At 42.2% G+C, this 13523-nt stretch carries 12 protein-coding genes; 3 read left to right on the forward strand and 9 right to left on the reverse strand.

What is annotated here, in order from left to right; all coding sequences use genetic code 11:
* The first annotated feature begins 5 nt into the window (after positions 1-5).
* The gene (locus G585_RS18000) at positions 6-497 is read left to right on the forward strand and encodes a DUF402 domain-containing protein (protein ID WP_022775235.1); all 492 of its coding nucleotides are present in this window, start codon (positions 6-8) and stop codon (positions 495-497) included.
* Here the strand turns inward: G585_RS18000 and G585_RS0111825 are convergent.
* From G585_RS0111825 to G585_RS0111850, 6 genes are read right to left on the reverse strand one after another with little or no spacing between them, the layout of a single operon-like run.
* Positions 491-1687, reverse strand: coding sequence for a cell wall hydrolase (locus G585_RS0111825; protein WP_022775237.1), 1197 nt, complete (start codon positions 1685-1687; stop codon positions 491-493). The two genes, G585_RS18000 and G585_RS0111825, sit on opposite strands and share 7 nt — an antisense overlap.
* A 15-nt stretch (positions 1688-1702) precedes the next feature.
* Positions 1703-2185 (reverse strand): deoxycytidylate deaminase, encoded by a 483-nt coding sequence (locus G585_RS0111830; protein ID WP_022775238.1) that lies wholly within the window; start codon positions 2183-2185, stop codon positions 1703-1705.
* 16 nt (positions 2186-2201) lie between these two features.
* Entirely contained in the window at positions 2202-2831 is a 630-nt protein-coding gene (gene upp, locus G585_RS0111835; RefSeq protein WP_022775239.1) for a uracil phosphoribosyltransferase, read from the reverse strand.
* A gap of 22 nt (positions 2832-2853) precedes the next feature.
* On the reverse strand, positions 2854-3282 hold the full coding sequence (gene rpiB, locus G585_RS0111840; RefSeq protein WP_022775241.1) for a ribose 5-phosphate isomerase B: 429 nt from the start codon (positions 3280-3282) through the stop codon (positions 2854-2856).
* Positions 3283-3337: 55 nt separating this feature from the next.
* The gene (locus tag G585_RS0111845; protein WP_022775242.1) at positions 3338-4396 is read right to left on the reverse strand and encodes an L-threonylcarbamoyladenylate synthase; all 1059 of its coding nucleotides are present in this window, start codon (positions 4394-4396) and stop codon (positions 3338-3340) included.
* Positions 4397-4400: 4 nt separating this feature from the next.
* A complete protein-coding gene (locus G585_RS0111850) occupies positions 4401-6104 on the reverse strand; it encodes a glycosyl hydrolase family 18 protein (RefSeq protein ID WP_022775243.1) in 1704 nt (567 codons plus the stop codon).
* Between the two features lie 674 nt (positions 6105-6778).
* Between G585_RS0111850 and G585_RS0111855 the strand changes: the two genes are divergently transcribed.
* Positions 6779-7576 (forward strand): adaptor protein MecA, encoded by a 798-nt coding sequence (locus tag G585_RS0111855; RefSeq protein ID WP_022775245.1) that lies wholly within the window; start codon positions 6779-6781, stop codon positions 7574-7576.
* Between the two features lie 70 nt (positions 7577-7646).
* Here the strand turns inward: G585_RS0111855 and nifJ are convergent, their stop codons facing one another.
* On the reverse strand, positions 7647-11177 hold the full coding sequence (gene nifJ, locus G585_RS0111860; RefSeq protein ID WP_022775246.1) for a pyruvate:ferredoxin (flavodoxin) oxidoreductase: 3531 nt from the start codon (positions 11175-11177) through the stop codon (positions 7647-7649).
* Positions 11178-11512: 335 nt separating this feature from the next.
* On the opposite strand from nifJ, the gene G585_RS0111865 reads away from it, so the two are divergent.
* Positions 11513-11683 carry a DUF362 domain-containing protein gene (locus G585_RS0111865; protein ID WP_022775247.1) on the forward strand — a complete coding sequence of 57 codons (171 nt, stop codon included), beginning with the start codon at positions 11513-11515 and terminating at the stop codon, positions 11681-11683.
* 48 nt (positions 11684-11731) lie between these two features.
* On the opposite strand, the gene dnaB is transcribed toward G585_RS0111865, so the two are convergent.
* Together dnaB and rplI are read right to left on the reverse strand one after the other, a co-directional pair.
* The gene (gene dnaB, locus G585_RS0111870; RefSeq protein ID WP_026663966.1) at positions 11732-13075 is read right to left on the reverse strand and encodes a replicative DNA helicase; all 1344 of its coding nucleotides are present in this window, start codon (positions 13073-13075) and stop codon (positions 11732-11734) included.
* Position 13076: 1 nt separating this feature from the next.
* Complete coding sequence (gene rplI, locus G585_RS0111875; RefSeq protein ID WP_022775249.1) at positions 13077-13523, reverse strand: 50S ribosomal protein L9; 447 nt, start codon at positions 13521-13523, stop codon at positions 13077-13079.

Consider the following 13523-nt stretch of genomic DNA (forward strand, 5'->3'; position numbering starts at 1 on the left):
CCCTTATGGAAAACCCCATTCTTTATCGTAAACGCTTTATCCCGGATGAATGCCTTGAACTCAAGGAAGACATCATCCTTGATCAAACTGATTCTTTCATTGTTACAAAGTGGAGCACCATTCACCAAAGGTGCGACTTATCTCATGGTTATTCCTGTTATTTTTTAGATCGCGGTTACAAGGTAAGCAAGTTCCTGAAGGAAGACGGGTCCCTGCTCTGCTGGTACTGCGACATAATTACCTATGACTATGATAAAGAAAATAATAAGCTCTTAGTCATAGATCTTTTAGCCGATGTAAAAATATATCCAAACGGACTCATTAAGGTCGTAGATCTGGACGAGCTCTCTGAAGCTTTTGAGAAAAGACTCATTGATGAGAATCTTCTTAAAAAGAGCCTGCTCACATTGAACAGACTCTTAAATGAAATCTACGATAATGGCATTGAGTCCCTGATAGGTCCAATTGAAAACGTAATTGCCAAAAATAATCAGTAAAAAACATGTCCTCCGATGTTAATGCCTGAAAGTCCAGGTACCGGAGTTCTGAAATAAACGCAGTTCCCGACGTTGGAGTATCCTGTCATGGCTTCATCTGCAGCCTGATAGCAGGATGCTGTAGCTCTTCCCTCTGCAAGTGCCAGGGCCAGCCTTCCGCTTGCAACAGGCGAAAACTGTTTGTTCTGATAGATAACTCCTACTACAGTATCAGGATAAACAGAGCTAAGCACTCTGTTTATTACTACTGCGCCTACCGCAACCTTTCCTTCATAGGGTTCAGATCCTGCCTCGCAATATATTAGGTTGGCCAAAAGATATCTGTCGCCCTCAGCAAAAGTTACTTCTGAAATATCTCTCCACTTTGAAGCTGCTGCCAGTCTTGATAGACGCATCTCCTCTGCAAGCTTTGCTTCAAGTGCCTTTATGTCAGCTTCCTGAGCTTTGATCTGTGCCTCCAACTCTTCTGCTTTTGACTCTGCATCAGAAATATCATTAGCATACTGTTTGATAGACCCGGAGGTCTGGCTTACAAGTCCCGAAACCCTGCTCTGTTCAGCTTTTTCTTTTACCTGATATTCCTCAAGCTGCTCCATTTCGCTCTCGAGAGTTGCTTCTTTTTCCTCAATGAGCTTTCTGGTCTCGATGTACTCTTCGAACTTTCTCTTATCATAAGCAGACAGCTCTTCAATAAAATGATTCTGATTGAGGAAGTCCGCAAAACTTCCCGCACTGAGGACCATGTCCCAAAGCATAAAGTTCTGTTTCTCATAAATAAACTGAACTCTCTTTTTCATGGATGCATACTGATCTGCTTCAGTATTTCTGGCAACTTCAAGCTCTGCCAGAGTATTCTCTATCTCAGTCTCTTTATCATCAATCTGCTCTTCAATTTCAGCCAGATTGTTACTTACTTCACTTAGCTGGCTGTTTAAGGAATTCAGCTGTCCCTGCAGAGAAGATTTTTCTTCATTCATCTCAGCAATGTCATCTTTTGTGTTATCAAGCTCGTTCTGGGACTGCTGCTTTTTTTCTTTTGCCTCCTCAAGCTGCTGCCTTGTGGTCTGCGTAGCGTAGCTTTTGACAGGAAAAAGAGTCAGCGCCATGAAACAGGAAGCTGCTGCCAAAGCCAAAAATAAAGCTCTTTTTCTATATTTAGTTGTTATACCCCTGTCCCCTCTTTTTTTCATGCCGTCTTTTTATGGTCAAATTGTAATTTTTATACTTCTACCACTGGGCTGATACTGATAATACCTAACTCCTGCTGCATCAAACATTTTCTTGGAAGCTCTGGTTGATGCAGAAGAGCTGTATTTGTCACTGTCATAAACGACTGTCTTTATGCCGGCCTGGATAATAGCCTTGGCACATTCGTTGCATGGAAAAAGAGAGACATATATCTTGGATCCTACAAGGCTTCCACCTCTGTAATTAAGGATCGCGTTGAGCTCGCTATGTGTAACAAAAGGATATTTAGTTGAAAGTTCATCCTCGCCATCGCGTTCCCAAGGGAAGTCCTCATCAGCGCAGCCTTTAGGGAAACCGTTGTAACCCATTGAAAGGATGTTGTTGTCCTCTGAAACTATGCAGCTTCCCACCTGGGTGTTAGGATCTTTAGATCTGAGGGCTGCAAGCTTTGCAACACCCATGAAATACTCATCCCAGGATATGTAGTCCTCTCTTTTCATGCGTCCTCCTTAAATCTTACTTGGTGCCAAAGATACGGTCTCCAGCGTCTCCCAAACCTGGTACGATGTAGCCGTGCTCGTTGAGCTTCTCATCGAGGGAGCCTACGTAGATATCTACATCAGGATGTGCTTCCTGCATTGCCTTGAGTCCTTCTGGAGCTGCAATGATGCACATGAAGTGGATGTGGCTGCAGCCTCTGTCCTTGAGCATCTGGATTGCTGCAACAGATGATCCACCTGTAGCGAGCATAGGATCTACTACGAAGATCTCTCTCTCTGAAATGTCAGCAGGCATCTTGCAGTAATACTCAACTGGCTTAAGTGTCTCAGGATCTCTGTAAAGTCCGATGTGGCCAACCTTTGCTGCAGGAATAAGTGCAAGCATACCGTCAACCATTCCAAGACCTGCTCTTAAAATAGGTACTACGCAAAGCTTTCTTCCTTTAAGTTCCTTAACTGTTGTCTTACAAATAGGTGTCTGAATTTCAACATCCTTAAGATTAAGATCTCTGGTTGCTTCATAGCAGATAAGCATTGCTATTTCACTGATAGTCTGTCTGAAGTCCTTTGTTCCTGTTTCAACTCTCCTGATCATTCCAATCTTGTGCTGAATCAGCGGATGATCCATAATAACTACTTTTCCCATATCTTCCTCCTGGTCTGTTTTATTAGTCTTCTATTTTTGATATTCTGCGACTGTGCTTTTCCATCTCTGAAAAAGGTGTATCTAAAAATGTATCAACGATTTCAAGGGCCTGAACTTTTCCTATCATGCCACCGCCCATAGCAAGCATGTTTGCATCATTGTGCTCTCTTGTAAGTCTGGCTGTTGTCTTCTCAGAGCAAAGAGCGCATCTGATTCCTTTAACCTTATTGGCTACTATTGAAATACCAATTCCGGTTGTGCAGATTACAATTCCTCTGTCGCACTCACCACTTGCAACGGCCTCTGCAGCTGCTCTTCCAAAGTCAGGATAATCACATGAGTTAAGGTCATAAGTTCCAAAATCCTTATACTCAAGTCCTCTCTCCTCAAGATGCTTTTTTACAGCCTCTTTAAGTTCAAATCCGCCGTGATCACTACCTAATGCTATCATTTTTACACCATCCCTTACTATTATAATACAGTCGTCTCAATGTCAAAAGAACTACTTAAAGCACAATAACATTGTGACCTGCTGCTTTTAAAAGCCTGTTCATTATAGCCTGACCTATTCCGTTCTCGTCAAAAGACTCTGAGAACATCACGTCCACGTTTTCATCATCGAACTCTCTTAATACCTTGAAAAGTTCATGAGCTATTGTACTTTCATCATCTCTGTTTCCAACGCTCTTTACTATATCAGCTTCATAGAGATTCTTGGTTGAATCTGTTCCTATTATTCCAACTCTCTTGCCTTCAGCTCTTGCCTCTTTTGCCTTGGCATTTATGTACTCTATTACTTTCTCCTGGCTTCCCTGAACTATTGCAAGGTCGCCCTTTGGAGCGTAGTGCTTGTATTTCATCCCAGGAGCCTTGGGCTTCTGAGTTGAAGTGCTGTCTATTATGGTTCTATCAATTGAAATTGTGCCAAGGACCTCTTTTAACATATCTGCTGTGATATATCCAGGTCTTAAGATCATTGGCTCATCACTTGTGAGGTCTACGATAGTGGACTCAAGGCCGATACCGACCTGGCCTCCGTCGATTATCATCTCAATCTTACCTGAAAGATCTTCCTCGCAGTACCTGGCAACAGTAGGACTTGGACGTCCTGATGTGTTGGCACTTGGCGCTGCTATATATCCGCCTGCAGCATCGATAAGGCCAAGAGCTATCTTGTTGTTAGGCATTCTGATTGCTACTGTATCAAGGCCGCCTGTAGTCTCATAAGGAACCTTCTCATTTTTGTTCATTATCATTGTAAGAGGTCCCGGCCAGAAGGCAGCTGCAAGCTTTTTGGCAGCTTCAGGAACTTCTTTTACAATCTTTGCAACATCATCCATGTTTGAAACGTGGACTATAAGCGGATTGTCAGATGGTCTTCCCTTTGCTGCATAGATCTTTTTGGAAGACTCAGGGTTTAAGGCATCTCCGCCAAGACCGTAAACTGTCTCGGTAGGGAATGCTACAAGGCCGCCCATTTTCATGATATCTCCGGCTCTTTTAAGCTGCTTTTTGGCTTCTTCGTCTATATTACTTTCTTCTATTATTACAACTTCTGTTTCCACTTTCTTATTCCTCTACAAACTCAGCAATCTCATCCCAAACATCGCTGGTCTCCATACCAATTGCCCATTCAGCAATTCCGGCAATACCGCTTGCTCTCATGGCATCAATCTTTTGACCTATTGAAGTAGCATCCTCCATCCAGATCTGGTTGAATGTTCCGTCAGATGATGTAAACTCGCCGTAGTTCTGTCCTGCGTCTGAGTCCCACTCCATAGCGATTGAATGACTGCTGATATACTCTTTTGCAACCTTCATTGATACGGCTTCGCTTGAAAGAACTCCGCCTGATGTATGCCATATTCTGGTATAGAAAGGCACTGCATTTATAACTTTCGAAGCATCAACCTCTTTTAAGGTATTGATGATTCCGTTTTCTACATATGATAAAGAAGCAACTGAGCCAGCCTCTGCAGAGCCTGCATAATGTTCGTCATAGCCCATGATTATGCAGTAGTCTGCAACGATTCCCTGCTCTTCAAGATCATAGTAGTCGTTGAAATTCATAGGTACATAGTTGTCTATTGAAAAGACAAGTCCTGCTTTTCTGCAGGCAATTGAAAGCTCTCTGACCAGTTCCACAAAAGACTGTCCGTCCTCTGCTGCAACTGTCTCAAAGTCAAGGTTAACGCCGTCAGCTCCAACTTCCAGAGTCCTTGCAACTACGTTTTCTATAAAGTTTGCTCTGCTGCTTGCATGAGTTATAACTTCTGAAGTGGAAAAACCGTCTCCACCAGTGAAGTTGTCCACAAGGGCCCATACTTCAATACCCATATTGTGGGCAGAAGTAACGTAAGCTGCAGAAGCAATGCTGTTAATATTACCATCATTATCTTTAAGAGCAAACCATGTAGGGCAAAGAACATTTATCTTTTTGGTATTCTCGATATAAGCGATAAGTGTCTCGTTACCGGCGTAGCCACCAATATTGTGGAAGCCAAGGTTTATCTTGTGATCTCTTGTAAGTGAAGTATATTCTTCAGGAACGTAATCAGTTACAGGAATAGGACTAAATGTTGTCTCGTTCTCAAGTCTCTTTTTCTCAACATATCCTATATAAGAATCTGCGCTCTTTACCTTCACCCAGTCCTCAAGCTCTTCGAGGATAACAACCGTGTCTCCCGCAGAAAGCTCCTCAAGGATCTCACTCTTCACGCCGCCGCGCTTTCTGAGCTGAGTGTTCTTTTTAATTGTAGCTACCTGCTGATCTTCCCAGCTTGTTGTTAGCTGTATGTGATTAGGTTCGGTAAAAGCTTCGTAAGAAAAGTTGGTATATTTTTTTACATAATCAAGAGCGACAAGGAATGTATCACCCTCCATTCTTGATATGATGTAGCCCTCATCACCAGAGCCGCCGTCTGAATCTGACCAAGTGGATGTTCCGATTTCATTTGTTATTATCCTGGTAGGTGTTGTATAAACAAGTATTCCGTCTGCCTGTCCGTAGTAGAATCTGTCGTTTAAGTACTTCTGTACTGAATCAAAATCCATGTAATAGGTGTCATCTAAAAGAAATGCTCTCTCGCCTATTCTCTCGTTGCCAAGAATAATAGCAACATCAGTGTCACCTGATATATCAAAATACTCGTTCAGATCTGCTTTCTCGTTGCTGTAAGAGTAATGCTGATACACAATCTGAAGTGCATAGATTCCTCCTATAATAAAAATAAGGGCGATTATAATAATCGCCGGAATCACCTTTTTCTTCATGTTCTAGCTCCTTTACAATCGCCCTATATTATATCAAACAATTAATCTTACGTCATTATGAAAGTATCTTATCCAATCATTACATTATATGTATGTTCATGGCGGGGTAGCCTCTTTATACAATTGATTGTTTTTTTGGATTTCAAAAGCCAAAAGGATTTTTATATGTGATAATTCCTTATCTCGCTGTTTTGATATATTCCTTTCAAATTGACATATATTAATATAGTAAGATGCCAACGCCAAACCCTGTCTTGTAGCCATATTTTCTTATACAAAATATGGTATAATAGTATTAGGAAATACTATATTTGTTAATGCTCAATGTTGTTGGTAAAAATTTACTCGTTAATTGGGGATTTTATTTCGAAACTAAACATAAGACATCTATGAAGGAATCATAGAAAAAAGAATAGTAGAAAATAAATAATACCCTGGATTAACCGCCTCCTTTCCGGGTTCATATACTCGGCGAGGCATCTCACAAGAAAACATGATAGCATTAAATTCTTAAGAAATACCGTCGAAAATTCTTAAGATTTTCTTAAGATTTTAATTGCATAAAACCTATTGTGTATCTTTAAATTAAATAGTAAAATAAGCCGATATAAGTATTGACATAGGATACCATTTCACTTAGTATCTATGTATTCCAAAGTCAGGAGGTAAGCATCATGAAGATTGAAAAAGTCAATGATCACCAGATTCGATGCACCCTTACCAGAGATGACCTTGCGAAACGCGACCTTAAGATCACAGAGCTTGCGTATGGAACTGATAAAGCAAAAGAGCTTTTTCAGGACATGATGCAGCAAGCCAATTTAGAATATGGCTTTGATGCAGAGGATACTCCTCTAATGATTGAGGCAATCCCTATCAATTCTGAGTGCATTGTTCTTATCATCACAAAGGTAGACGATCCGGAAGAACTTGACACACGTTTTTCCAACTTTGCTCCTTCCGTTCATGAAGATGACGAAGAGGATGAGGAGTACGATGAGTATGACGATGACGAATATGAGGACGAGGAAGAAGATGTCTCCAGTCTTTTCAGAAGACTTCAGCACAGCAATATGTCCGATTTCCTGGATGGACCTCTTAGTTCATCTCCTCTGTCAGATTCCAAAAAGGTAAAAGAGAAGACCTCAGGCACTCGCAAAAAAGGGCAACCAAGCAGAAAAGGTTCAAGGATCTTTTCCTTCGACTCACTGCATGAAGTCATGAGATTCTCAAGTATAGTAAGCAGGAAATTCAATGGTACAAACACCCTTTATAAGAATGAAGCAAATGGTAAGTTCTATCTGATACTTCACCAGGGTGATATCGAAGATGGATTATTCGCCAACATCTGTTCTCTACTTACAGAGTATGGCAAGACAGAAATAGGAAGCACTGCTACACAGCAGTTCTTAGATGAGCATTATTCTATAGTTATTCCTGAAAATGCCATCCAGACGCTTTCTAAGATTTGATCTTTAATTTCAAGTTTAAAAAAAGACCGGTTCTTTCGAACCGGCCTTTTCTTTTATCTTTATTTTCTTATTACTGCTTTCCGTAAAGTGTAACAAGTTTTTCAAGATAAGCTCTGTGCTCCTTAGCATGCTCAGCTGCCATAGCATTGAGCTTAGCTGCTCTCTCAGGATTCTTGAGCTTAAGTGAAAGGTAACGAACCTCACCATCAAGGAAGCTCTGGAAGTCCTCTGTAGCTGGCTTAGAATCAAGTGTGAACTTGTTCTCTGCCTGAGGATTGAATCTGAACATATCCCAGTATCCTGTAGCAACAGCCTTCTTCTCTTCGTCCATAACCTTGTTCATACCAGCCTTAAGACCCTGGTTGATACATGGTGCATAAGCGATGATAAGTGAAGGTCCTGGATAAGCCTCAGCTTCTTTGATTGCATTGATTGTCTGCTGCATGTTAGCACCCATAGCAATCTGTGCAACGTATACGTAGCCATAGCTCATAGCGATTGAAGCAAGGTCTTTCTGCTTAATCTCTTTACCACCTGCAGCGAACTGTGCAACAGCACCTGTAGGAGTAGCCTTTGAAGACTGTCCACCTGTATTTGAGTAAACCTCAGTGTTTACAACAAGAACGTTAACATCCTTACCGGAAGCAAGTACGTGATCGAGACCACCGAATCCGATATCGAATGCCCATCCGTCACCACCGAAGATCCACTGTGACTTCTTAGCAGCAAAGTCTTTATTCTTTACAACGTACTTAGCAGCATCTGAACTGTCGTTCTTAAGAGCCTCAACAAGAGCCTCTGTAGCTGCTGTGTTCTCAGAACCGATGTTGAATGTATCAAGCCACTTCTGAGCAGCATCCTTAGCAGCGCCGCCTGCAGCTACGATCTCTTCAACCTTCTCCTTGATTGCATCACGGAGAGCGTTCTGTGCGAGAACCATACCCATACCAAACTCAGCATTATCTTCGAACAGTGAGTTATCCCAAGCTGGGCCCTGTCCCTTAGCATTTACTGTGTAAGGTGTTGAAGGTGATGAGTTACCCCAGATTGATGTACATCCTGTAGCGTTTGCAACGTACATTCTGTCACCAAAGAGCTGAGTAACAAGCTTAACGTAAGGTGTTTCACCACAACCAGCACAAGCTCCTGAGAACTCAAGGAGAGGCTGCTTGAACTGTGATCCCTTGATTGAAGCTTCGCCAAACTTAGCAACAACATCTTCCTTAATAGGAAGTGTTACAGCATAGTCGAAGTACTTCTGCTCATCCTTGTTAGCAGCGATAGCACCCATCTTAAGTGTCTCGCCCTTATTGTTACCAGGACATACATTTGCGCAAGATCCGCAACCTGTACAGTCAAGAGCAGAAATAACAACTGAATACTTATATCCATCCATTCCAGCAAGTGGCTTTGTCTGAAGTCCTTCTGGAGCCTTAGCGATCTCATCGTCTGTCATAGCGATTGTACGGATTGCTGCATGAGGACATACAAGTGAACAGAATCCACAACCGATACATGTTGAAGCATCCCAAGTAGGAACGTTTACTGCGATACCTCTCTTCTCGTATGCAGCTGATCCTGAAGGTGTAGCACCATCAACGTATGGAAGACAATCAGAAACTTTAAGTGTGTTACCTTCCTGTGCATTAACCTTAGACTGGATGTTGTTAACGAAGTCGATAACATCCTTTCTTGATCCTTCTGCCTTCTTGAAGTCAAGACCTTCATCCTGTGCGTTAGCCCATGACTCAGGGATCTCAACCTTGATAAGGTTCTTTGGATCTGCACCGGCATCAATAGCTGCCCAGTTCTTCTTAACGACATCTTCACCCTTACGGCCGTATGTCTTCTGAGCTGCATCCTTCATGAACTTGATAGCATCTTCTTCAGGAATGATCTTTGTGATGTTGAAGAATGCTGACTGAAGGATTGTGTTAATTCTTGTAGGACCCATTCCAACTTCAACACCGATCTTAGAACCGTTCATGATGTAGAAGTTGATCTTGTGATCATACATGAACTTCTTAACCTGTCCAGGGATCTCAGCATCAAGCTGATCTACTGTCCATGGGCAGTTGAGAAGGAATGAACCTCCATCAACAAGTTCCTGAACCATGTTGAACTTGCGGATGTATGAAGGATTGTGGCAAGCTACGAAGTCAGCCTTCTTGATGAGGTAAGTTGACTTAATAGGCTTCTTACCAAATCTAAGGTGAGACATTGTAACACCACCAGACTTCTTGGAGTCATAGTCAAAGTATGCCTGAGCATACATGTCTGTGTTATCACCAATGATCTTGATTGAGTTCTTGTTAGCACCAACAGTACCATCAGCACCAAGACCCCAGAACTTACAGTTTGTTGTTCCCTCTGGAGTTGTAACAAGAGGTGCACCAACTTCAAGTGAAAGATTTGTTACATCGTCTTCAATACCGATTGTGAACTCTTCCTTCTTGTCATTCTCAAATACTGCAACGATCTGTGCAGGTGTTGTGTCCTTAGAACCAAGGCCATAACGTCCACAGAATACAGGAACTGACTCAAACTTTGTTCCCTTAAGAGCTGCGATAACATCAAGAGCAAGTGGCTCACGATATGATCCAGGCTCTTTTGTTCTATCAAGAACTTCGATTCTCTTAACTGAATCAGGGATTGCAGCAACAAGTGCCTTAGCTGAGAATGGTCTGTAAAGTCTAACCTTTACAACACCAACCTTCTTGCCCTGTTTCTCAAGGTAATCGATTGTCTCTTCGATTGTATCGTTTACAGAACCCATAGCTACGATAACTACTTCTGCGTTAGGATCGCCATAGTAGTTGAAGAGCTTGTAATCTGTACCAATCTTAGCGTTAACCTTATCCATGTACTTCTGAACGATTTCAGGAAGTTCGTTGTAACCTGTGTTACAAGCTTCTCTTGTCTGGAAGAAGATATCAGGGTTCTGAGCTGAGCCCATCTGGCATGGGTGGTTAGGATTAAGAGCGTTAGCCTTGAATGCATCGATTGCATCATGGTTAACCATCTCGTCGAGATCCTTATAGTCCCAAACCTCGATCTTCTGAATTTCGTGTGATGTACGGAATCCATCAAAGAAGTTAATGAAAGGAATTCTACCCTCGATTGCTGCACAATATGCAACAGGTGTTAAGTCCATAACCTCCTGTACACTTGAATCGCAAAGCATTGCAGCACCAGTCTGACGGCAAGCGTAAACGTCTGAGTGATCACCGAAAATGTTAAGTGCATGAGAAGCTACGCAACGAGCTGATACGTTGAACACGCCAGGGAGTCTCTCACCTGCAATTTTGTAAATATCAGGAATCATAAGAAGAAGTCCCTGAGAAGCTGTATATGTAGATGTAAGAGCACCTACTACCAGTGATCCGTGTACAGCACCTGCTGCACCGGCTTCAGACTGCATCTCTGTAATCTGAACAGTACGGCCGAAAATATTCTTCTTTCCAGCTGTTGCCCACTCATCTACATGCTCTGGCATAACAGATGATGGAGTGATCGGGTACATAGCGGCAACTTCAGTAAACGCATATGATGCATATGCAGCAGCTTCGTTACCGTCCATGGTTTTCATGTTTCTTGCCATTTTGTTTCCTCCTACCTTATTTTTGGATTATTTTGGCTCTTTATTAAATTGTCGCACAAAAACACCGTTCACACTCTTTTTCCTCCCTAGAAAAAATCAATGTGACGGAGAGAATTGCACGTATTCTGCCGCTTTCAATAGTACCACAGATTACCTATATTGTCAGCCAATTTATTTTTATTTAATGATTTCATCTGATAAAAGTTTTCGATTATAGTATTGTAAAAACAGTTCTCTTATTATAAGATATTTTTGTATCAAAGATTGGTAACGGCAAAGCCAATCTGTTTTTTGCTACACAATTTATTTTTTCTATATGGAAGGAGACTAGTATTATGGCATACGTTATTAGTGATGGTTGCATCAGCTGCGGTTCTTGTGCTGCACAGTGCCCTGTTTCAGCTATTTCTCAGGGAGATACACAGTACGTTATCGACGCAAACACATGCATCGACTGCGGATCATGCGCAGCTCAGTGCCCTGTTTCAGCAATCGCTCAGGGTTAATCGTAAAAAACAAGAGCTTCCCAAATGGGAAGCCCTTTTTTTATGCCCTTAATGTCCTCTTTCCAAATTTGCAAACTTGGTATACTGAGGAAGCCAAAGCAGCTCAACTGTGCCGATTGGGCCGTGACGCTGTTTTGCAATTATGATTTCTGCGACACCTTTTTTCTCTGTGTCTTTATTGTAATAGTCATCTCTGTAGATGAACATTACCATATCCGCATCCTGCTCGATGGCTCCGGACTCTCGAAGGTCTGAAAGCATGGGTCTGTGATCCGGCCTTTGTTCAACTGCACGGGAGAGCTGTGAAAGAGCTATGACAGGGACATTGAGCTCTCTGGCAAGAGCCTTGAGAGATCTTGAAATCTCTGAAATCTCCTGCTGTCTTGATTCAGAGCTTCTTCCTGTTCCACCTGACATGAGCTGCAAGTAGTCGATCATGACAACCTGAAGATCAAACTCCATCTTATATTTACGGCACTTGGACCTGAGCTCCTGGATTGAGATACTCGGTGTATCGTCAATTATCAGTTTTGATGATCCGATGACATCGGCACTCTCAATAAGTTTTTCCCAATCCATATCTGACATGTTACCGGTTCTGATATGCTGAGAATCTACGTGTGATTCCATGGAAAGGAGACGGTTAACAAACTGCTCCTTTGACATTTCCAGTGAAAACATGGCAACACATTTGTTGTCATGAAAGGCCATGTGCTCAGCTATGTTAAGCACAAAGGCTGTCTTACCCATGGCAGGTCTGGCTGCAATAAGGATAAGGTCAGAAGGCTGGAAACCTGCTGTGTTGTAGTCAAGGTCTGTAAAGCCTGTTGCGTGACCTGTGACATTCCCCTTCATCTTGCTGGCAATCTCTATACGGTTCAGGGCATTCATTACAACCTGGTCGATTGAAACAAAGTCGCCTGTATTGCGCTTCTGTGTGATCTGGAAAACATTCTTTTCAACATCATTGAGGATGCCTTCCATGTTCTCACCGCCTGCATAGCAGTTGTTGATAGTGTCTTCACTTACGTGGATAAGTTTACGGAGTGTAGACTTATCTGCAACTATCTGCGCATAGTATTTAACGTTTGCAGAGGTAGGTACCGCAGAAACAAGCTCGCCGATGTATTCAACACTGCTCACATTCGGCGGAACATTTTTTTCACGGAGGCGGTTCTGAAGTGTTACCACATCAACCGCACTGCCTTCTCTATTCAGTTCAACCATGGTCTCAAAGATCGTTCCCAGCTGCCTGTTATAGAAATCATCTGCTGTTACAATCTCTGCCGCTATCTCAATAGCATCTTTATCCATGAGCATCGCACCAACTACAGACTGTTCTGCTTCCAGACTGTTAGGTGCGACACGTTTTAACAGTGTCTCATCAGCCATTTTACTGTTCCTTTACACTAACCTTTAATGTGGTTGTAACCTGTGGATGAAGCTTTACAGGGATCTCATATGTGCCAAAAGCCTTGATAGGTTCAGGCATCTGGAGTTTCTTTTTATCAATATCAAATCCAAACTGCTGCTTGGCTGCTGTAACTATTTCTTTTGAAGAAACGGATCCGAATACTCTTCCGCCTTCTCCGGCCTTCATTGTGAGCTGAACTGTTTCCTTGCTAATCCTCTCGCCGTAAGCCTGAGCTTCCTCAAGAGCATGCTGAGCATTGATGGAATCTCTTTTCTGCTGATTCTTAAGCTCGTTTAAGTTTTTCTGAGTAGCTTCTACTCCAAGATTTTTAGGTAGTACAAAGTTTCTGGCATAGCCATCACTTACCTTTACGATCTGTCCTTTTTTTCCAAGAGACTTAACGTCTTCTAATAAAATAACCTGCAT

Source organism: Butyrivibrio sp. AE2015, from assembly GCF_000420825.1.
GTDB lineage: Bacteria > Bacillota > Clostridia > Lachnospirales > Lachnospiraceae > Butyrivibrio.